Origin of the sequence: Streptomyces cinnabarinus (assembly GCF_027270315.1) — a bacterium.
In the GTDB taxonomy this organism is placed as follows: domain Bacteria; phylum Actinomycetota; class Actinomycetes; order Streptomycetales; family Streptomycetaceae; genus Streptomyces; species Streptomyces cinnabarinus.
On record NZ_CP114413.1, the window covers coordinates 3,065,069 to 3,085,282 of the forward strand.

The 20,214-nt window shown below is 70.6% G+C and carries 22 protein-coding genes; 9 read left to right on the forward strand and 13 right to left on the reverse strand.

Going from position 1 to position 20,214, the window contains the following annotated elements; translation table 11 throughout:
- Positions 1-6: 6 nt before the first annotated feature.
- On the reverse strand, positions 7-1,146 hold the full coding sequence (gene dusB, locus STRCI_RS13805; protein WP_269659224.1) for a tRNA dihydrouridine synthase DusB: 1,140 nt from the start codon (positions 1,144-1,146) through the stop codon (positions 7-9).
- Between the two features lie 77 nt (positions 1,147-1,223).
- Here dusB and STRCI_RS13810 point away from each other — a divergent pair, with 77 nt between their 5' ends.
- The 3 genes from STRCI_RS13810 to STRCI_RS13820 all read left to right on the forward strand — a co-directional run bounded on the left by STRCI_RS13810 (position 1,224) and on the right by STRCI_RS13820 (position 3,762).
- The gene (locus STRCI_RS13810) at positions 1,224-2,681 is read left to right on the forward strand and encodes an MFS transporter (RefSeq protein ID WP_269659225.1); all 1,458 of its coding nucleotides are present in this window, start codon (positions 1,224-1,226) and stop codon (positions 2,679-2,681) included.
- A 160-nt stretch (positions 2,682-2,841) separates the two neighbouring features.
- Positions 2,842-3,048, forward strand: coding sequence for a hypothetical protein (locus tag STRCI_RS13815; RefSeq protein WP_269659226.1), 207 nt, complete (start codon positions 2,842-2,844; stop codon positions 3,046-3,048).
- Between the two features lie 90 nt (positions 3,049-3,138).
- Positions 3,139-3,762: a GNAT family N-acetyltransferase gene (locus STRCI_RS13820; RefSeq protein WP_269659227.1), complete on the forward strand. Its 624-nt coding sequence runs from the start codon at positions 3,139-3,141 to the stop codon at positions 3,760-3,762.
- 4 nt (positions 3,763-3,766) lie between these two features.
- On the opposite strand, the gene STRCI_RS13825 is transcribed toward STRCI_RS13820, so the two are convergent.
- A complete protein-coding gene (locus tag STRCI_RS13825) occupies positions 3,767-4,360 on the reverse strand; it encodes a TetR/AcrR family transcriptional regulator (RefSeq protein ID WP_269659228.1) in 594 nt (197 codons plus the stop codon).
- 23 nt (positions 4,361-4,383) lie between these two features.
- A complete protein-coding gene (locus STRCI_RS13830; RefSeq protein ID WP_269659229.1) occupies positions 4,384-5,397 on the reverse strand; it encodes an aldo/keto reductase in 1,014 nt (337 codons plus the stop codon).
- Positions 5,398-5,576: 179 nt separating this feature from the next.
- Between STRCI_RS13830 and STRCI_RS13835 the strand changes: the two genes are divergently transcribed.
- Positions 5,577-6,623, forward strand: a complete 1,047-nt coding sequence (locus tag STRCI_RS13835; RefSeq protein WP_269659230.1) for a chitinase — start codon at positions 5,577-5,579, stop codon at positions 6,621-6,623.
- Here STRCI_RS13835 and STRCI_RS13840 read toward each other — a convergent pair.
- Positions 6,601-7,515 carry a LysR family transcriptional regulator gene (locus tag STRCI_RS13840; RefSeq protein WP_269659231.1) on the reverse strand — a complete coding sequence of 305 codons (915 nt, stop codon included), beginning with the start codon at positions 7,513-7,515 and terminating at the stop codon, positions 6,601-6,603. The genes STRCI_RS13835 and STRCI_RS13840 overlap by 23 nt on opposite strands.
- A gap of 79 nt (positions 7,516-7,594) precedes the next feature.
- Between STRCI_RS13840 and STRCI_RS13845 the strand changes: the two genes are divergently transcribed.
- Entirely contained in the window at positions 7,595-9,130 is a 1,536-nt protein-coding gene (locus tag STRCI_RS13845) for an EamA family transporter (protein ID WP_269659232.1), read from the forward strand.
- On the opposite strand, the gene STRCI_RS13850 is transcribed toward STRCI_RS13845, so the two are convergent.
- The 3 genes from STRCI_RS13850 to STRCI_RS13860 form a co-directional block, all read right to left on the reverse strand.
- Positions 9,127-9,738, reverse strand: coding sequence for a LysE family translocator (locus tag STRCI_RS13850; RefSeq protein ID WP_269659233.1), 612 nt, complete (start codon positions 9,736-9,738; stop codon positions 9,127-9,129). The two genes, STRCI_RS13845 and STRCI_RS13850, sit on opposite strands and share 4 nt — an antisense overlap.
- Positions 9,739-9,804: 66 nt before the next feature.
- The gene (locus tag STRCI_RS13855) at positions 9,805-10,719 is read right to left on the reverse strand and encodes a DUF4394 domain-containing protein (RefSeq protein ID WP_269659234.1); all 915 of its coding nucleotides are present in this window, start codon (positions 10,717-10,719) and stop codon (positions 9,805-9,807) included.
- Between the two features lie 138 nt (positions 10,720-10,857).
- A complete protein-coding gene (locus STRCI_RS13860; RefSeq protein ID WP_269659235.1) occupies positions 10,858-12,240 on the reverse strand; it encodes a glycine--tRNA ligase in 1,383 nt (460 codons plus the stop codon).
- A 131-nt stretch (positions 12,241-12,371) separates the two neighbouring features.
- Between STRCI_RS13860 and STRCI_RS13865 the strand changes: the two genes are divergently transcribed.
- Genes STRCI_RS13865 through STRCI_RS13880 form a run of 4 tightly spaced genes read left to right on the forward strand, consistent with a single transcriptional unit; the run spans position 12,372 to position 15,478 of the window.
- Complete coding sequence (locus STRCI_RS13865; RefSeq protein ID WP_269659236.1) at positions 12,372-13,322, forward strand: metal ABC transporter substrate-binding protein; 951 nt, start codon at positions 12,372-12,374, stop codon at positions 13,320-13,322.
- Between the two features lie 17 nt (positions 13,323-13,339).
- Positions 13,340-14,107 carry a metal ABC transporter ATP-binding protein gene (locus STRCI_RS13870; RefSeq protein ID WP_269659237.1) on the forward strand — a complete coding sequence of 256 codons (768 nt, stop codon included), beginning with the start codon at positions 13,340-13,342 and terminating at the stop codon, positions 14,105-14,107.
- Positions 14,107-15,009 (forward strand): metal ABC transporter permease, encoded by a 903-nt coding sequence (locus tag STRCI_RS13875; protein ID WP_269659238.1) that lies wholly within the window; start codon positions 14,107-14,109, stop codon positions 15,007-15,009. The genes STRCI_RS13870 and STRCI_RS13875 overlap by 1 nt, the downstream gene beginning before the upstream one ends.
- Positions 15,010-15,067: 58 nt before the next feature.
- Positions 15,068-15,478, forward strand: a complete 411-nt coding sequence (locus tag STRCI_RS13880) for a Fur family transcriptional regulator (RefSeq protein WP_269659239.1) — start codon at positions 15,068-15,070, stop codon at positions 15,476-15,478.
- A 42-nt stretch (positions 15,479-15,520) separates the two neighbouring features.
- On the opposite strand, the gene STRCI_RS13885 is transcribed toward STRCI_RS13880, so the two are convergent.
- From STRCI_RS13885 to STRCI_RS13910, 6 genes are all read right to left on the reverse strand, one after another.
- Entirely contained in the window at positions 15,521-16,354 is an 834-nt protein-coding gene (locus STRCI_RS13885; protein WP_269659240.1) for an isoprenyl transferase, read from the reverse strand.
- 16 nt (positions 16,355-16,370) lie between these two features.
- Positions 16,371-17,117 carry a DNA repair protein RecO gene (recO, locus tag STRCI_RS13890; RefSeq protein WP_269659241.1) on the reverse strand — a complete coding sequence of 249 codons (747 nt, stop codon included), beginning with the start codon at positions 17,115-17,117 and terminating at the stop codon, positions 16,371-16,373.
- Positions 17,118-17,249: 132 nt separating this feature from the next.
- A complete protein-coding gene (locus STRCI_RS13895; RefSeq protein ID WP_269659242.1) occupies positions 17,250-17,747 on the reverse strand; it encodes a DUF1266 domain-containing protein in 498 nt (165 codons plus the stop codon).
- 159 nt (positions 17,748-17,906) lie between these two features.
- The gene (locus tag STRCI_RS13900) at positions 17,907-18,110 is read right to left on the reverse strand and encodes a hypothetical protein (RefSeq protein WP_269659244.1); all 204 of its coding nucleotides are present in this window, start codon (positions 18,108-18,110) and stop codon (positions 17,907-17,909) included.
- A gap of 117 nt (positions 18,111-18,227) precedes the next feature.
- Positions 18,228-19,115 carry a DUF6879 family protein gene (locus tag STRCI_RS13905; RefSeq protein ID WP_269659245.1) on the reverse strand — a complete coding sequence of 296 codons (888 nt, stop codon included), beginning with the start codon at positions 19,113-19,115 and terminating at the stop codon, positions 18,228-18,230.
- Between the two features lie 130 nt (positions 19,116-19,245).
- A complete protein-coding gene (locus tag STRCI_RS13910; RefSeq protein ID WP_269659246.1) occupies positions 19,246-20,214 on the reverse strand; it encodes an SCO2521 family protein in 969 nt (322 codons plus the stop codon).

A 20,214-nucleotide genomic window follows, 5' to 3' on the forward strand; every position in this document is an offset into this window, starting at 1 on the left:
CAGGCCCTAACCGCCGGAGGTGTCCAGCTCCGCGTCCTCGCTGATGCCCGCGCAGTCGTACGGGTCCTTCAGCCAACCGTCCGGAAGAACCACCCGGTTGTTCCCCGACGTACGCCCACGCGGACCGTCCGCCCCGACCGGCCAGGCCTGGTCGAGGTCCAACTCGTCGAGGCCGGAACGGAGTTCGTCCAGGGACGAGGTGATGGCGAGGCGCTTGCGCATCTCGGAGCCGACGGCGAAGCCCTTCAGGTACCAGGCGACGTGCTTGCGGAAGTCGATGACCCCGCGGGCCTCGTCGCCGATCCACTCACCGAGGAGCGTGGCGTGCCGGACCATGACCTCGGCGACCTCACGCAGCACAGGGCGCCGGAAGTCGTCCCGCCCCTCGAACGCCGCCACCAGATCCGCGAACAGCCACGGCCGCCCCAGGCACCCGCGCCCCACGACCACACCGTCGCAGCCCGTCTCCCGCACCATCCGCACCGCGTCCTCGGCCGACCAGATGTCGCCGTTGCCGAGCACCGGGATCTCCGGCACATGCTCCTTGAGCCGGGCGATGGCGTCCCAGTCGGCGGTGCCGCCGTAGTGCTGGGCGGCGGTGCGGCCGTGCAGCGCGATCGCCGTCACGCCCTCCTCCACCGCGATCCGTCCGGCGTCGAGGTAGGTGATGTGGTCGTCGTCGATGCCCTTGCGCATCTTCATCGTGACCGGCAGCTCGCCCGCCCCGCTGACCGCCTCCCGCAGGATCGCCCGCAGCAGGTTCCGCTTGAACGGCAGCGCGGACCCGCCGCCCTTCCGGGTCACCTTCGGTACCGGGCACCCGAAGTTCAGGTCGATGTGATCGGCGAGCCCCTCCTCGGCGATCATGCGCACGGCCTTGCCTACGGTGGCGGGATCAACGCCGTAGAGCTGGATGGACCGCGGCTTCTCACTCTCGTCGAAGTGGATCAGCTGCATGGTCTTCTCGTTGCGCTCGACCAGCGCCCGAGTCGTGATCATCTCGCTCACGAACAGCCCCTTGCCACCACTGAACTCCCGGCACAGCGTGCGGAAGGGCGCGTTGGTGATCCCGGCCATGGGCGCGAGGACGACGGGCGGCTGGACGGTGTGCGGGCCGATCCGCAGGGGCGAGGGGGTCGTGGGCATTCCTCCATTGTGCCGTGCAATGAGTTGGCAAAATTCATTAGTTAGCCACACTATCGAAATCTGCGTACGATGAACCCATGCCCGAGCTCAGTCCACGCCGCCGCACGCTGGTGCTCGCGATCTGCTGCCTGAGCCTGCTGATCGTGAGTCTGGACAACACTGTCCTGAACGTGGCCCTGCCGTCGATGCAGCGCGATCTGCACGCCGACACCGCCGGTCTCCAGTGGACGATCGACGCCTACACCCTGGTCCTGGCGTCCCTGCTGATGCTCGCGGGCTCCACCGCCGACCGGATCGGCCGCAAGCGGGTCTTCATGGCGGGCCTGGTCGTGTTCTCGCTCGGCTCCCTGCTCTGCTCCCTCGCCCCCGACCTGAACCTGCTGATCGCGGCTCGGATGGTGCAGGCGGTGGGCGGGTCCATGCTCAACCCGGTCGCCATGTCGATCATCACCAACACCTTCACGGACTCCCGGGAACGCGCCCGGGCGATCGGCGTGTGGGGTGCGGTGGTCGGCATCTCGATGGCCGCGGGACCGCTGGTCGGCGGGCTGCTCGTGGACACGGTCGGCTGGCGCTCGATCTTCTGGCTCAACCTGCCGGTGGGCATGGCCGCACTGGCCCTGACCCTGCGGTACGTGCCGGAGTCCCGGGCCCCCCAGCCCCGCCGGGTGGATCCGGTCGGACAGGTGCTGGTGATCACGCTGTTCGGTTCCCTGACATACGCGATCATCGAGGCGCCGACGTCCCTGACCTCGGTGATCCCCTTCGCGGTACTGGCGGCGGCCGCCCTGGCGGGTCTGCTCCGCTACGAACCGCGCCGCGCCGACCCCCTCATCGACCTGCGCTTCTTCCGCTCAGCGCCCTTCAGCGGCGCCACGGTGATCGCGATCAGTGCGTTCGCCGCACTGGGCGGCTTCCTGTTCCTGTCGACGCTGTACCTCCAGAACGTCCGGGGCCTCAGCGCCCTGCAGGCCGGCCTGTGGATGCTGCCACTGGCCGTACCGACGTTCCTCTGCGCCCCGCTGTCCGGCCGCCTGATCGGCACCCGCGGCCCCCGAATCCCGCTCCTGATCGCGGGTGTGACCATGACGACAAGCGCCCTCCTCTTCGCCGCCCTCGACGCGGAGACCTCCAACACCACCCTGTTCCTCGGATACGTCCTGTTCGGCATCGGCTTCGGCTTCGTCAACGCGCCCATCACCAACACGGCGGTGTCCGGAATGCCCCGAGCACAGGCCGGCGTCGCGGCGGCGGTCGCCTCCACCAGCCGCCAACTGGGCCAGACCCTCGGCGTCGCCGTGGTGGGCGCCGTACTCGCGGCGGGCATCGGCTCCTCGTCGTACGGCGACGCCTTCGTCTCCGCCGCCGTGCCCGGGTGGTGGATCCTCACGGGCTGCGGGGCGGCGGTGCTGGTGCTGGGGGTCGTGACGAGCGGGCCGTGGGCGCGCCGGACCGCCGAGCGGACGGCCGAGCGGCTGGAGTCCGTGGGTGGCTCGGTCGCCGCACCCTCACTCGTTCGAGCAGTGAAGAAGTGACCTCGCCAGTACAGGCATCGACGTCAGCGACCTCGGAAACGGCCCGCGTCCAGCGGTTCGGACAGGGCACAGCTTGGACAACTCGCTGTGAAGGATCCCCTGTTGATGTTGGTCTTGCTGCACACTCCTCCTCGGGCTTTCCCAGGACTCTGGAGGCGTCATGCCGCAGCTCAACACGAGCAAGGTCACCCGCTGGGACCAGCACGGACGCGAACATGTCGTCCAGGTACGGCGAACGGGGGTGCAGCGGACGGTGAGATGCGACACCTGCGGGTGGCGCATCTCGGTGCAGTTCCTGCCGTGGCTGAAGGCGGAGGAGCATTTGGCCGAGGCGCATCAGGCGACAGTGGATCCGTCCGTCACTTGATGTCTGTCGGCCGGTGGGGGCTGGTCGCGCAGTTCCCCGCGCCCCTGAGGCATACTTGTGGGAGCGCTCCCAGAGGCTCAGTATGCATGAGTGACCCAGCCACCCGCCGTACGCGGCTACCGCCCCGCCGACCTCCCTGCGGTGGAAGACATCTGCATCCGCACCGCCCACAACGGCGGTGACAGTCGCCCCCATTACTCGGATCCCGCCGTCTTCCCGGCCGCCTTCGCCAGTCCCTACGTCGAGTTGGAGCCGGAGTTCGCCTTCGTGCTCGACGACGGGCACGGGCAGGCCGTGGGGTACATCGTCGGTACCGCCGACACCCCTCGCTTCGCCGCCGACTTCCGTACGAAGTGGCTGCCGACCGTTGCCGAGCGGTACCCGGCGCCGGAGGGCCGGCCCTCGACCCCCGACGAGACGATCGCCGATCTCCTCCACCGCCCCGAGCGGATGGTCGTGCCCGAGCTGATCGCCCATCCGGCCCATCTGCACATCGATCTGCTGCCCGAGTGGCAGGGCCGGGGGTACGGGCGGGCCCTGATGCGGACCTTCCTCCGGGCCCTGCACACGAGCGGGGTTCCGGCCGTCCACCTGGTCATGTCGAGGGCCAACACCCGGGCCCGGGCCTTCTACGACTGTATGGGCTTCCATGAGCTCGACGTGCCGGAGCCGGGGTCGGTCGCCTACCTGGGGCGGGCGACCGAGGAGGACTGAGCCGTCAGGCCGAGCGCAGCCCGCGCGTCAGCAGGTCCACCACGGCCTCGAACTCGTCCTGCACCCCCGGGAGTTCCCATTCCCGGTGATAGCCGGGGTCGTGGAAGCGGGCGGTGGCCTGGAAGACGGCACGGGCGGTGGTGACGGGGTCGGCGGAGCTGAAGTCGCCCGACTCCACTCCGGCGCGGACGATGCCGGCGAGCTGACCGGTGAGGTCGGCCAGGTGCTCGTCGACCGCGTCGCTGTTCTCCGCGGCCAGCGTGGTGTAGGTGGCGAACAGTTCGGGGTCGTCCCCGGCCTTGTGCCGCTTGGCGTCGAACAGGGCCAGCAGCCAGGCCCGCAAGCGGCCCTCCGGGCCCCGCGCGGCCTCGGCGGCGATCCCGGCCAGCGCCTCGGACGTACGGTCCAGCCAGCGCTTGGTCACCGCCTCGCGCAGCGCCGCCTTGGTCCGGAAGTGGCGGTAGACGCTGCCGTGGCTGACGCCGAGCGCGCGGGCCACGTCGACCACGGTGGCCTTGGCCGGGCCGTGGCGGCGCAGCACCTCCTCGGTGGCTTCGAGGATGCGCTCGGCGGTCAGGGCTTCGGAGGTCGGTGCCATGGAGGAGACCGTACCTTCGGGTGCTACTTGCTGCCGAGGTGGGCCATCTGCGCGGCCGGGTAGCGGTCGCCCGCCGCCGCGTCCGCCGGGACGGCCCGCTCGATCGCGGCGAGGTCGGCGGCGTCCAGGGTGATGTCGAGGGCGCCGAGCGACTCGGTCAGCCGTTGCCGGGTGCGGGCGCCGACCAGCGGCACGATGTCGGTGCCGCGGGAGAGCACCCAGGCGATGGCGGTCTGCGCGACGGTCACGCCCTTCTGCTCGGCGATCTTGCGCAGGGCGTCGACCAGGTTCAGGTTGTGCTGGAGGTTCTCGCCCTGGAATCGGGGCGAGAGGGACCGGAAGTCGTTGGCCGCGAGCTGCCGGTCGCGGGTGAAGTGGCCGGAGATCAGGCCGCGGGAGAGGACTCCGTAGGCGGTGATGCCGATGCCCAGTTCGCGGGTGGTCGGCAGGATCTCCTCCTCGATGCCCCGGGAGATCAGCGAGTACTCGATCTGGAGGTCGGCGACCGGGGCGGTGGCGGCGGCCCGGCGGATGGTGTCGGCGCCGACCTCGCTCAGGCCGATGTGACGGACGTACCCCTTCTCGACGAGTTCGGCGATGGCGCCGACGGTCTCCTCGATCGGGACCTGCGGGTCGAGCCGGGCGATCCGGTAGACGTCGATGTGGTCGACGCCGAGGCGCTGGAGGGAGTACGCGGCGAAGTTCCGCACCGCGGCGGGCCGGCCGTCGTAGCCGCTCCAGCCGCCGTCCGGGGCGCGGAGCGCGCCGAACTTCACGCTGACCAGCGCCTGTTCGCGCCGTTCGGCGGGGGCCGTGCGCAGGGCCTCGCCGATCAGCATCTCGTTATGACCCATGGCGTAGAAGTCGCCGGTGTCGAGGAGGGTCACGCCCGCGTCCAGGGCGGCGTGGATCGTCGCGATGGACTCGGCGCGGTCGGCGTCGCCGTACAGCGCGGACATGCCCATGCAGCCGAGGCCGAGGGCGGAGACCTGGGGGCCGGTGGTTCCGAGGGTGCGGGTCTGTGTGGTGGTGGTCATGGATTCAGCATGACATGACAGCTGACAGATTTCAATATCTGTCATTCCATATCTGTCACGCGCCAGACGCGCCTGACCGGACTTTGGTCCAGACCTATTGACTGGAGGTCTGGACCACGCGCACTGTCATGCCTACGACACTCATGTCACCTCACCGCACCCCCACCGGGAGGCCCCGCATGATCCGCCGAGTCATCGGCCTGCTCACCGCAGCGGTCGCGACCGCCTGTCTCGTCCAGTTGCCCGCCGCCCCCACCGCCACCGCCGCCGACACCTGCGCCGTGAAGTCCAAGCCCGCCGGGAAGGTCCTCCAGGGCTACTGGGAGAACTGGGACGGGGCCGCCAACGGAGTCCACCCGCCGTTCGGCTGGACCCCGATCACCGACTCCCGGATCGCCGCGCACGGCTACAACGTGATCAACGCGGCCTTCCCGGTCATCCGCTCCGACGGCACCGCGCTGTGGGAGGACGGCATGGACACCGGCGTGAAGGTGGCCACCCCCGCGGAGATGTGCGCGGCGAAGGCCGCGGGCCGCACCATCCTGCTCTCGATCGGCGGCGCGACGGCCGGGATCGACCTCAACTCCACCGCGGTGGCCGACCGGTTCGTCGCGACGATCGTGCCGATCCTGAAGAAGTACAACTTCGACGGGATCGACATCGACATCGAGACGGGCCTGATCGGCAGCGGCAACATCAGCCAACCGTCCACGTCCCAGGCCAACTTGATCCGCATCATCGACGGTGTGCTGGCGCAGATGCCGGCCAACTTCGGCCTGACGATGGCCCCGGAGACGGCCTACGTCACCGGCGGCAGCGTGGTCTACGGCTCGATCTGGGGCGCGTATCTGCCGATCATCAAGAAGTACGCCGACAACGGCCGCCTGTGGTGGCTGAACATGCAGTACTACAACGGCAGCATGTACGGCTGCTCCGGCGATTCCTACTCCGCCGGCACCGTCGCCGGGTTCGTCGCCCAGACCGACTGCCTCAACAAGGGCCTCGTCATCCAGGGCACGACGATCAAGGTCCCGTACGACAAGCAGGTCCCGGGCCTGCCCGCCCAGTCCGGCGCGGGCGGCGGCTACATGTCACCGTCCCTGGTGTCCCAGGCCTGGCGGCACTACAACGGCTCACTCAAGGGCCTGATGACCTGGTCGATCAACTGGGACGGCTCGCGGAACTGGACCTTCGGCGACAACGTCAAGGCGCTCCAGGGCCGTTGACCGGCCGCGCGGCGGGCACCCCGAGCACCTCCAGCAGGGCGCGGGTGGCCGGGCTCGGGTTGAACCGGCTCCACGCGAGCACCTCGATCCGGCGCGGCCCGTCCGTCACCGGGACCAGCGCCAGCTCGGGGTCGCGCGCCGCCAGCGGCCGTACGAAGGCCGACGGCAGCAGCGCGACCCCGAGTCCGCGCGCGGTGAGCCGGGTGATCAGCTCGACGACCCCCACCTCGTACGCCACGTCCCGCACCAGACCCGCCGTGCCGAACGCCTGGTCGGACTGGGCGCGGGCCGGGGTACCGGGCATGAAGTCCACGAAGGTCTCCCCGGTGAGGTCCGCCAGGGCGACCCGGTCGGCGCCCGCGAGCCGGTGCCCGGCGGGCACGACCAGGACGTGCTCGTCGTGATCGAGCACCAGCGTCTCCACCTCGGCGGGGCGCTGGTCCTCGGGCAGTCCGAGGAAGGCGATGTCCAGTTCACCGGCCCGGATCGCGGTCACCAGATCGTCGCTGCGCCCGGAGCGCAGCACCACCCGGACCTCGGGGTGCCGTGCGCGGTAGCGCTGCAACAGCTCCGGTACGTCGACCGCGGCGGCGGTCACGATCACCCCGACCGCGAGCCGCCCGCGCACCACCCCGGCCGCGGCGGCGGCGTCGGTGGCCGCGCGGTCGGCGGCGGCCAGGCACTCACGGGCCCGCGCGACGAACGCCTCCCCGGCGCTGGTGAGTTCGACCCGCCGACTCGACCGGGCGAACAGCCTGACGCCCAACTCCCGTTCCAGACCGGCGATCCGGTGGCTCAGTGACGACTGCACCACGGAGCACCGCTCCGCCGCCCGCGTGAAGTTGCGGGTCTCGGCGACGGCGACGACGTAGCGCATCTGCTGAAGGTCCACTCATTCATCGTTGTCGTTCATCGCTGCTATCGCAACCATGCTTTGGATGCATGGCTGTTGGGGTCCGAGACTGCCGCACATGCAGAACTCGTACGCGCGGCACGCGGCGACCGTCGCGCTGACCGCTCTCGCCCCCGCGTCCTGGGGCACCACCTACGCGGTGACGACGGAACTGCTGCCCTCCGGGCACCCGCTGTTCGCCGGGCTGATGCGCGCCCTGCCCGCCGGACTCCTCGCCCTGGCGATCACCCGGGTGCTGCCGCGCGGCGCGTGGTGGTGGAAGGCGGCCGTCCTCGGCACCCTCAACATCGGGGCGCTGTTCCCGCTGCTCTTCGTGGCCGCCGAGCGGCTGCCCGGCGGGGTGGCCGGCACCCTCAGCGCGGTCCAGCCGCTGCTGGTCGCCGGGCTGGCCATCGCCGCGCTGCACACCCGGCCGACGGCGTGGACCTGGACCTGGGGTGTCCTCGGCGTGGCCGGGGTCGGGCTCGTGGTGCTCGGCCCCGAGGCCCGCCTTGACGCGGTCGGTGTGCTCGCCGGGCTCGGCGGTACGGCGGGCATGGCGGTCGGTGTCGTCCTCACCAAGCGCTGGGGGCGCCCGGAAGGGGTCGGCGCGATGACCCTGGCGGGCTGGCAACTGGCCGCGGGCGGCGTGGTGCTGCTCCCGCTGACGGTGCTCTTCGAAGGAGCGCCCCCGGCGATCGACGCCGAGGCCGCCGCCGGTTATCTGTGGCTCGGCGGCATGGGCGGGCTGATCTCGTTCACGCTGTGGTTCCGCGGAATCGGCAGGCTCCCGGTCGGCGCCTCCGCCCCGCTGGTGCTGCTGTCCCCGCTGGTGGCGACCCTCGTCGGCCTCACCCTCGGCGAGACCCTGGGCACGCTCCAGGCCCTCGGCTTCGCCCTCGCCCTGACCGCCCTGCTCGCCGCGCAGTTCAACTCCCCTGACCTGTCACGCCTGTTCACAAAGAGAAGGGACCCCGAGAAGGACATGAAGGACATGACGATCGCCGTCCTCGGCTCCACCGGCATGGTCGGCAGCCGGGTCGTCGCCGAGGCCGCCGCACGCGGACACCGGGTGCGCGCACTGTCCCGCAAGCCCGCCGCCGAGCACCCGAACGTGACGTCGCACCCGGTCGACGCGAGCGACCCGGACGCCCTGCGCGAGGCACTCGCGGGCGCCGACGCCGTGGTGGTCGCGGTGCGGACCGAACCGGTCGACCAGGACTTCCTGGTCGGTACGACCCGTGCGGTGCTCGACTCCGGCATACGCGTCCTGGTGGTCGGCGGCGCCGGAGTGCTGCGCAGTCCCGAGGACCCCGCGCTGCCGGTCGCCGACAACCCCGTGTACGTGCCCGCCGAGGTGAGGCCCGTCGCCGCGGCCGGGGTCGCCCAGTTGCGGGCCTGCGAGGCGCACTCCGACGACGGCTGGGTCTACTTGGCCCCGCCCGCCCTGCTGGAGCCCGGCGAGCGGACCGGCCGCTACCGACGCGGCACCGACACCCTGCTCACGGCCCCCGACGGCCGCTCCTGGATCAGCGCCGAGGACCTGTCCGTCGCCGTGCTCGACGAACTCGAACATCCGGGCACCGACCGCCTGGTGACGGTCGGTCATCACTAGCGGGCGGTGAAGGCGAGCTTGGCGCCCAGCGCCACGAACGAGCCCGCGAAGGTCCGCCGCAGCCAGGACATCACCCGGGGCCGGGAGGTGACCTGGCTGCGGACCGAGGCGGCCAGGATGCCGTAGAGGGCGAAGACCACGAAGGTCGCCAGCATGAAGATCCCGCTCAGCGCCAGCATCCGCGGTACCGCGCCCGGGCCCTGCGGGTCCACGAACTGGGGCAGGAAGGCGAAGAAGAACATCGTCAGCTTGGGGTTGAGGAGATTGATCAGCACTCCGCGGACGATCATCCGGCCCGAGGAGAGCGGCGCCGTCGTCCGGTCCACGGTGATCGCCTCCTTGTCGCGCAGCGTGGCCCAGGCCATGTAGAGGAGGTAGGCGACACCCGCGTACTTGAGGATCTGGAAGGCCGTGGCGCTGGCGTGCAGCAGCGCCGCGACGCCGGTGATGGTGGCGACCATGTGCGGCAGGATGCCGAGGGCGCAGGCGAAGGCGGCGACGACACTCGCCCGCCGCCCGTACGACAGCCCGGCCGCGAGGGTGTAGACGACACCGGTGCCGGGGGTGGCGACCACGATCAGGGTGGTCAGCAGGAACGCGATGCTCATGCCGCCACCCTGACCCGGCCGCCGTCCCGGTTACAGGACCAATCGGAAGTCCGCTTCCCGGACCACTCAGCCCTGCTTCAGCGGTATCGCCAGATCCACCACCTGGCGCCCCTGCGGGAACGAGCCCGTGGACCGCGCGGCCCCGGTGAGGACGTCCACCCGGAGGACCCGCGAACCGGTCACCGCGTAACCGGTGTTGGTGCCCCGGCCGGCCGAACTGTAGATGTCGAAGCCGGAGTCGGCCGGCGCGTCCACGCCGAGCCCGCCGGTGGGGGCGAGACTGCCCGCGTTGGCCGGGGACTGCACCGAGACCCGGTCCTGGGCGGTGTCGAGGTCGAAGAGGGTGGTGGCCGTGGCGGCGCTCAGGTCGTTGTTCGTGTACGCGACCCCCGTCACGCCGTTCGCCGTCGTGCCGGTCGTCGCGGGCGGGACCGGCGGGTTGGTGAGCGTGCCGTCGACCGCGGTGCTGCCCGCGGCGGGCGCGCCCGCGGGGTCGTCGATGTTGTGCCGGAGGTTCTGGCCGGTGTCACTGACCACCCGGAGCCGGTTGGCGGCCGGGTTGAAGTCGACGCCGAACGAGCTGCCCTGAAGGGCGACGCCGAGCTGCGAGACCTTGGTGGCGCGGGCCCCGATCTCCCGGACCGTGTAGATCCCGCCCCGGTCGCCGACGCCGTACAGCTTGCCGTTCTGCACCCGGTAGTCGATCCCGACGAGCCTGGTGTCTCCTTGCAGCCCGCTGACCTTGCCGAGCGGCAGGACGCTGCCGGGCCGGTCGAGGCGGAAGCTGACGAGGCGCTGGTCGGCGGTGAGGCCGGTGGCCCGGAGCCGGTCGCCCGCGGCGCCGGAGAACCCGGCCCCGGAGCCGGTCTGCGTGGCGACCGCCGATCCGGACCGCTCCGGGCCGTCGCTCGCCGCGACGTACCCGCCGGAACCGATGGCCAGGGCGAGAACGGCCGCTCCGATGACTGCTTGCTTGCGCATGGTGCCCCCGTAAAGGACGCGTGGCCCCCGGTGGGCCGCGCATGTCCTCCCCTTCGGAGCCGAATGCGCCCGGGATGGGCGAAACCCCGGTTCCGTTACGTCTGTTACGGAACCGGGGTTCTTGTGTGCCTTCGGTGACTAGCAGCCGATCAGACGCGAGGCGAGGTAGCCCTCGATCTGGTCCAGGGAGACGCGCTCCTGCTTCATCGAGTCACGCTCGCGGACGGTGACCGCGTTGTCGTCCAGGGTGTCGAAGTCGACCGTCACGCAGTACGGCGTGCCGATCTCGTCCTGACGGCGGTAGCGGCGGCCGATGGCACCCGCGTCGTCGAACTCGATGTTCCAGTGCTGGCGCAGCGCCTGGGCCAGGCCCTTGGCCTTCGGGGACAGCTCCGGGTTGCGGGACAGCGGCAGCACCGCGACCTTCACCGGGGCCAGCCGTGGGTCGAGGCGCAGCACCGTGCGCTTCTCCAGCTTGCCCTTGGCGTTGGGCGCCTCGTCCTCGACGTAGGCGTCCAGCAGGAACGCCAGCATCGCGCGGCCGACACCGGCGGCCGGCTCGATGACGTACGGCGTCCAGCGCTCCTGGGCCTCCTGGTCGTAGTAGGAGAGGTCCTGGCCGGAGGCCTTGGAGTGGGCGCCGAGGTCGTAGTCGGTGCGGTTGGCGACACCCTCCAGCTCGCCCCACTCGTTGCCGCCGAACTGGAAGCGGTACTCGATGTCAGCGGTGCGCTTGGAGTAGTGGGAGAGCTTCTCCTTCGGGTGCTCGTACCACCGCATGTTCTCCTCGCGCAGGCCGAGACCGGTGTACCAGTTCCAGCGCTGCCCCATCCAGTACTCCTGCCACTTCTCGTCCTCGCCCGGCTTGACGAAGAACTCCATCTCCATCTGCTCGAACTCACGGGTGCGGAAGATGAAGTTGCCGGGCGTGATCTCGTTGCGGAACGACTTGCCCATCTGGGCGATGCCGAACGGCGGCTTGCGGCGCGAAGTGGTCTGCACCTGGGCGAAGTTGGTGAAGATGCCCTGGGCGGTCTCGGGGCGGAGGTAAGCGATCGAGCCGCTGTCCTGCGTCGGGCCGAGGTGGGTGGAGAGGAGGCCCGAGAACTGCTTGGGCTCGGTGAACTGGCCCTTGTTGCCGCAGTTGGGGCAGTTGAGGTCGGCGAGGCCGTTCTCCGGGAGGTGGCCCTTCTTGGCCTCGTACGCCTCCTCCAGGTGGTCGGCGCGGAACCGCTTGTGACAGGAGGTGCACTCCGTCAGCGGGTCCGTGAAGGTGGCGACATGGCCGGAGGCGACCCAGACCTCGGAGGCCAGGATGACGGACGAGTCGATACCGACGACGTCCTCGCGCGACGTCACCATGTAGCGCCACCACTGGCGCTTGAGGTTCTCCTTGAGCTCGACACCGAGCGGCCCGTAGTCCCAGGCGGCGCGCTGACCGCCGTAGATCTCACTACAGGGGAATACGAAGCCACGGCGCTTGCTCAGGCTGACGATGGTGTCGATCTTGTCGGCGGCCACGGTGCTCTCTTCATTACGAATGGACGGCAGCGAATGCCTCAGGTTACCGGCGCGGCCCACCCCTGTATCAAATCGGTTCCCCACCCCCACCTTGTTGACAACGGTTTCCAGATTTGTTGAAAATGACTGTCATGAACGTACGACGACACCACATATCCGGGGTGGCCGTGGCGGCCGCCACGGCCCTCGCCCTGGGCACCCTCTCCGCCTGCTCCGACAGCGCCGCCGCGGGCAACACGGAGAAGTTCGACGTCGTCGCGTCGTTCTACCCGATGGCCTTCCTCGCCGAGCGGATCGGCGGGGAGCATGTGAACGTCACCAGTCTCACCGAGCCCGGCCAGGAGCCGCACGACCTGGAGATCAGCGCGAAGCAGACCGCGCAGCTCCAGGAGTCCGACGCGGCCCTCTACCTCAAGGGGCTCCAGCCCTCCGTCGACGAGGCGATCGCCCAGTCCGAGGCCGGGACGAAGATCGACGCCACCGAGCTGACCTCCCTGGAGGAGCACGGCACCGAGGTCGGCGGGCACGCCGAGGAGCACGACCACGAGCACGAGGAGGGCGGGGCGGACCCGCACATCTGGCTCGACCCCATGAAGTACGCCGAGGTCGCCGAGGGCATCGGCAAGGCCTTCGAGAAGGCCGACCCCGACCACGCCGCCGACTACAAGAAGAACACCGCGGCCCTGGTCGAGCAGCTCGACGGCCTGAACACGAAGTTCGAGGACGGGCTGAAGAACACCGACACCAAGGTCTTCATCACCACGCACGCCGCCTTCGGCTACCTCGCCGAGCGCTACGGCCTCACCGAGGAGGCCATCAGCGGCCTGGACCCGGAGTCCGAGCCGAGCGCCTCGCGCGTGAAGGACCTGGAGAAGACGGCGAAGGCCGACGGCGTCACCACCGTGTTCTACGAGACGCTCGTCAGCGACAAGACCGCGAAGACGCTCGCCGGCGACGCGAACCTCAGGACGGACGTTCTCGACCCGATCGAGGGCATCACCGACGACTCCCGCGGCAAGGACTACTTCCAGGTCATGGAGTCCAACCTCAAGGCGCTGCAGAGCGCCCTGGGAGCGAAATGACCAGCTCGGAGGAGCTCATGAGCGAGCCCGTCATCTCCCTGCGCGGTGTCCGCGCCGACCTGGGCTCGCGCCCCGTCCTGCGCGGGATCGACCTCACCGTGAACCGCGGTGAGGTCGTCGCGCTGCTCGGCGCCAACGGCTCCGGCAAGTCGACCGCCGTGCGCAGCGTCATCGGCCAGGTGCAGGTGAGCGCCGGTGAGATCGAGCTGTTCGGCACCCCGCGCCGCCGCTTCCGCGACTGGCACCGCGTCGGCTACGTCCCGCAGCGCACCACCGCGGCGGGCGGCGTCCCGGCCACGGTGACCGAGGTGGTCTCCTCGGGCCGGCTGTCCCGCGCCCGCTTCGGCCTGCTGCGCCGGGCGGACCGCGAGGCCGTGAACCGGGCCCTGGAGCTGGTCGGCATGGCGGACCGCGCGAAGGACTCCGTGGACGCGCTCTCCGGCGGCCAGCACCAGCGGGTGCTGATCGCCCGCGCGCTCGCCGCCGAACCCGAACTGCTGATCATGGACGAGCCGATGGCGGGCGTCGACCTGGCCAGCCAGGAGGTCCTGGCCCGGACCCTGCGCGGCCAGGTCGAGGCCGGTACGACGGTCCTGCTCGTCCTGCACGAACTGGGCCCCCTGGAGCCGCTGATCGACCGCGCGGTGGTCCTGCGCGACGGCTGCGTCGTCCACGACGGCCCGCCGCCCGAGGCCGTCGGCCAGCACGCGCTGCCCGGCCACGACCATGTCCACCCGCACGCCCCCGCGGGCGCCGAACCGATCCGCACGGGACTGCTGAGCTGATGGAAATCCTCGACTACGCCTTCATGCAGCGGGCCCTGCTCGCCGCCGTCCTGGTCGGCATCACCGCCCCCGCGGTCGGCATCTACCTGGTCCAGCGCCGCCAGGCCCTGATGGGCGACGGCATCGGCCATGTCGCGATGACCGGCGTCGGCCTCGGCTTCCTGCTCTCCTGGTCCCCGGTGTGGATGGCGACCCTGGTCTCCGTCCTCGGCGCGGTCCTCATGGAGCTCATCCGCTGGTACGGCAAGACGCGAGGCGACATCGCCCTCGCCATGCTCTTCTACGGCGGTATGGCGGGCGGCGTGATGTTCATCAACCTCGCGCCGACGGGCTCCAACGCCAACCTCACCTCGTATCTCTTCGGCTCCCTGTCGACGGTGAGCGAGTCGGACGTCACCGCGATCTGCGTCCTCGCGGCCTTCGTGGTCCTGGTCACCGTCGGCCTGCGCCGCCAGCTGTTCGCGGTGAGCCAGGACGAGGAGTTCGCGCGGGTCACGGGCCTGCCGGTGCGGGCGCTGAACCTGCTGACGGCGGTGACCGCGGCCGTGACGGTGACCGTCGCGATGCGCGTGGTCGGCCTGCTGCTGGTGTCGGCGCTGATGGTGGTCCCGGTGGCCGCGGCCCAGCAGCTCAGCCGCAGCTTCGCCGCGACCTTCGCCATCGCCGTCGCCATCGGCGTCACCGTGACGATCAGCGGCACGGTCACCTCGTACTACCAGGACGTGCCGCCCGGCGCGACCATCGTGCTGCTGACCATCGGCGCGTTCATCCTGCTGACCGCGCTGGCCGCGCCGCTGGCCCGGCGCCGCGCGAAGGCCCTGGCGGCGGCGCAGGAAACCGGCGACCCGGCCGAGTGTGTAATTCCGGCCAGCCGGGGCAGCGGGGGAAAGGTCGGTGTCTGACCGCCGACAGCCCGGGCTGGCACAATGGCCCGGGCAGGCAGACCTGAGGAGGCACCCCGTGACGACCGCTGGACCGCCCGTGAAGGGCCGCTCCACCCGGCAGCGGGCCGCCGTCGCGGCGGCCCTGGACGAGGTCGACGAGTTCCGCAGCGCGCAGGAACTGCACGACATGCTCAAGCACAAGGGCGACTCGGTCGGGCTGACGACGGTCTACCGCACGCTCCAGTCCCTCGCCGACGCCGGCGAGGTCGACGTCCTGCGCACCTCCGACGGCGAGTCGGTCTACCGCCGCTGCTCCTCCGGCGAACACCACCACCACCTGGTCTGCCGCGTCTGCGGCAAGGCGGTCGAGGTCGAGGGCCCCGCGGTGGAGAAGTGGGCCGAGGCGATCGCGGCGGAACACGGCTATGTGAACGTGGCCCACACAGTGGAGATCTTCGGCACGTGCGCGGAGTGCGCCGCCGCGTGAACCTGTGACGGTCCGGGGGCTGCCGCCCCCGGACCTCGTCGTTCAGTCCTGCTTGCCCTCCATGGCCAGCAGCTCCTCGTTCGGGATCGCGCCCCCGAACCGCCGGTCCCTCGACGCGAACTCCACGCACGCCCGCCACAGGTCACGGCGGTCGAAGTCCGGCCACAGCACGTCCTGGAAGACCATCTCGGCGTAAGCGCTCTGCCAGAGCAGGTAGTTGGAGGTCCGCTGCTCGCCGCTGGGCCGCAGGAACAGATCCACGTCGGGCATGTCCGGGTAGTACATGTACTTCGCGAAGGTCTTCTCGTTGACCTTCGACGGATCCAGCCGCCCGGCCCGCACATCCTCCGCGAGCGCCTTCGCGGCGTCCGCGATCTCGGCCCGCCCGCCGTAGTTCATGCAGAAGTACAGCGTGAGCTTGTCATTGCCCTTGGTCTGCTCCTGCGCGATCTGGAGCTCCTTGGCGACCGACTTCCACAGCTTGGGCATCCGGCCCACCCAGCGCACCCGGATCCCCAGCTCGTCGAGCGTGTCACGGGTCTTGCGGATGAAGTCGCGGTTGAAGTTCATCAGGAAGCGCACCTCGTCGGGCGAGCGCTTCCAGTTCTCGGTGGAGAAGGCGTACAGCGAGATCGCCCCGACGCCCATCTCGACCCCGCCCTGGAGCACGTCCAGCACCCGCTCGGCGCCGACCTTGTGGCCCTCGGTGCGGGGCAGCCCGCGCTCCTTGGCCCAGCGCCCGTTCCCGTCCATGACGATCGCCACATGCTTCGGGACGAGCTCCCCGGGGAGCTTCGGCGCACGGGCCCCGGACGGATGCGGCTCCGGCGCCCTGTACTCCCGACGCTGCCGCCCCAGGATCCCGCGTACGACCATGTGCCCCTCGACTCCCTTACTTTTCCACGTACCGAAGCGAACGCAGCCCGCGCTCCAGATGCCAGTGCAGGTAGGCGGAGACCAGTCCGCTGCCCTCCCGGACGTACCGCGGCTCGCAGGCGTCCGCAGTGCCCCAGTCTCCCGTAAGCAGCGCACCGAGCAGTTCCAGGGTCTGCGGCGAGGGTACGACGCTACCGGCCACCCGGCAGTCGACGCATACGGAGCCCCCGGAGGCGACCGAGAAGAAACGGTTGGGTCCGGGCATCCCGCACTTCGCACAGTCGCCGAAGCTGGGGGCGTAGCCGTTGACGGCGAGCGACCGCAGCAGGAAGGCGTCGAGAACAAGGTGCGGGGCGTGCTCACCGCGGGCGAGCGTCCGCAGCGCCCCGACGAGCAGCAGGTACTGCTGGACCGCCGGCTCGCCCTCGTGGTCGGTGAACCGCTCGGCGGTCTCCAGCATGGCCGTCCCGGCGGTGTACCGCGCGTAGTCGCTGACGATGCCCCCGCCGTACGGCGCGATGGTCTCGCTCTGCGTGCACAGCGGCAGCCCCCGCCCGATGAGCTCGCTGCCCCGCGCGAAGAACTGCACGTCCACGTGGGAGAACGGCTCCAGCCGGGCCCCGAACTTCGACTTGGTCCGCCGCACCCCCCGGGCCACCGCCCGCACGCGCCCGTGTCCACGAGTGAGCAACGTGATGATGCGGTCGGCTTCGCCGAGCTTCTGGGTGCGAAGAACGATGCCGTCATCCCGGAAGAGACTCATCGCGCGCCGCCACGGGGTTGCGGCCGGGGGACCGGGGGTTGGCCCCCGGATGAGCACACCATGATGCGGTCCGCTTCACCCAGCTTCTGGGTGCGCAGGACGATGCCGTCGTCGCGGAACAGGCTCATGGGGTCATTCTCTCGTACCGCGGGGGCGGTCGGGGCTGCTGATGGCGGTCCAGGGGGCCTGGTTCCAGGGGCTGGTGCGGTTGGCCGGGTCCAGCAGGGAGCGCAGATGGGCGTCGGCCGTCGCCTGCGGCGCGGGGAAGTCGGCGTCGGGGGTGCCGCGCAGCGTGTCCTGCCAGACCTGGCGGCCCAGCAGGTAGTGGTCGGCGTACTCGTGCCAGGAGGCGTACGTCCGCACCACCGACGGCACGATGTTCTTCAGCGCGGTCCAGGTGTCGCCCTCGTCGAGCAGCCCGCAGGCGAACCCCCGGCGCGAGATGTCGACGTACAGCGCCGCGTCCCAGGCGAGCGGCGAGACCCCGGTGAGCCGTTGCGCCCGGGCCCGGTAGCCGGTGCGGGACAGGTCGTCCAGGCGGTCGACGAGGGCCGCCCGGGAGCTGATCCCCCACTGCTCGGTCAGCCAGTGCCGGGCGCTGTCGTCGTCGATCCGAACGAACGGGTACAAAGTACTCCGTGAGGCGCTCTTGTCACGGCTCACCGGCGCGCTCAGGGACACCATCCACAACTGGTGCGCGGTGAGCGGCACGGGATAACGGCGGGCCGCCTTCGGGCCCCTCTTCCTCCAACTCCACAAACCCATGCCGCCGCACCCTAACGCCCGGCGTCAAGGAACCTCACCGCAGGTGTGCGCGGGCATCGCACCGGCCCGCTCGGCGGGCGTGGCCTGCCGGACCGACTCCGGCGCCGCGTCCCACTCGCGCCCGCCGCCGTACGGTCTGAGCTGGACGTACGGGCCCTCATGGCCCATGACCACGCCGATCCGTCCGGACCGGGTGTCGACGACGTGGGAACCGACGGGTGGCTTCACGGCAGTCATTCCTTCCCCGCTGCGCACGCTGCTTTCCGTCCCGTCTGTTCCCCCGGCCTCCCCTGTTTCACTCTTCGTGTCCCTCCGACGACACTGCGCGCCTACACTCCGGAAGGATCACTCGGCACTGCTGGCCTCCCACAGGTCGTCGAAGCGCTCGACGCGCTCCAGGACATGGTCCGCGGTCATCTTCAGCGTGGTCTTCGTGGGCGCGGCCCGGACATCGGGCTCGATCTCGTAGCACAGCTCGCCGTCGAAGATGATGAAGTCGTTCACCGAGGTCACCGGCGCGCTGTCGAGTTCCGACTGGTCCACGATCCGCGCGTCGATGCCGTACCTGCGCTGTCTCTCGCACAGCTTGCGCAGGGCCTCGGTGATCTCGTCCGGGGAGTCGACCAGGAACAGCCGCCGGATCTCCACGCCCCGTTTGCGGATCGCGTCGCCCTGCGCGACCAGGTACCGCTTGCCGGGGCCACTGGACCAGAAGTCCCGGTCGACGGAGGTGCTGGTGGCGTAGAGCGTCTTCTTGGTGCACGCGGTCAGGTCGATCAGCCACTCGTGGTTCTCGCCGGGGCAGTCCGCGGTGCCGTTGCTGAGGGACTCCATCAGCAGCGCGAGGCTGGCGATCTCCTCCTGTGCGAACCGCTTCACTATCTCCGAGCCGTGCTCGCCGACCTGGGTGTACTTCCGCGCCAGCCGGGTCACCCCGTCGGAGCGCAGCACGGACCGGTCCACCTGGCTGAACAGCTCGGTCGCCGCGTTGATCTTCGCGAAGCTCTCGTCGACCGCGGACCGCATCTCGCGGTGATGGTCGGCGAGGCTGTCCCGCATCCCGCGGATCCGCCGTTTCTGGGACTCCTCCACGGCCTCCAGCCGCTCACCGAAGTCCACCAGGTACTGCATGATCAGGACCGCGCTGCCCACCACCACGGGCATCGTCCACTGCCACTGCTCCCCGGCGTCCGGGGTCAGGACGTTGGTGAGAAAGAACGTTCCGGTCGCCACTAAGACCGTGACCAGTGTCTTCCTGAACAGTCTCGACCGGCGTTCGTCCTGCGGCGGTGGTGCTGTCCTGACGTCTCCTGTCGTCGCTCCGTTCATGTCTCCCCCGTCGGGTGTGTCGTTCGGCCGCCCCTCAGCGCGTACTCAGCGCCTGGTGCAGCAACGGAATGGTCTGGACGGCCAGTTGGTCGCGGATCCGCTGGACCAGGCTCCGCCACTGGCGGGTGAACCCCGGCTCCTGTTCCAGCTCGTCCCAGAGATGACCGAGTGAGCGGTCCACATGGGCGCGCGGCATCCACAGATGCAGCAGATGGTCGACGGCCGGGCGCAGCGCGAGCACGGCCGAGGGCCCGTCCGCGGCGCCGAGCCGGCTGGTGTCCAGCATGTGCACGACGGTCGTGAGCAGCCAGTCGTGCAGTGCGAGGTCCTCGCACAGGCTCGCCGCCGCGGCCGCCGGGATGTCCTCCGGCAGCCGTAGCTCCATGGTGCGCAGGCCGTCCTCGGCGAGTGTGAAACGGGTCAGCGCCGGGCCCGCGCCGGCCGGGGCCCTGCGCGCGGTCCACCGCAGCTGCGTACGGCGGGACTTGAAGGGCGCCTTGTGGTCGAGCAGGGCATGGCGCAGCAGTTGGGCGAGCAGTCCCTCCGCGATCATCCCGAGGTCCAGCTCACCGCGCCCGGCGCCGCGCAACACGCCCTGTGCGATGGCCTGTTCGGGCAGCTTCCCGAACGGTTCGACGAGCCCGGGGCGGACCAGGTACTGCCCCCAGGGCCGCCGTAGATCGGGCCCGGCGGCGGGGGCGCTGAACCAGGCGGTGGCCTGGAGCACCCGGCCCTCGGTGAGCGCGGCGCGGGCGGCGACGGTGCCGACGGCCCGGACCCGGGCGCCGTTGGCGGTGGGCAGCCGGCAGTCCACGCCGGTCAGCACCTCCGGCGAGCGGACGTAGAGGTTGGGCCGCTCGGAGACCCGGACGTGTTCGTCGGCGCGCAGCCTGAGCAGTTGGGCGGCGGCCCGGCCGTCCAGTGCCTGGAAGGACGGCAGCAGACAGGTGCGCACCTCGCCGCAGACGAGGACCGGACGCGCCGACTGTCCGGGGGCCGGCAT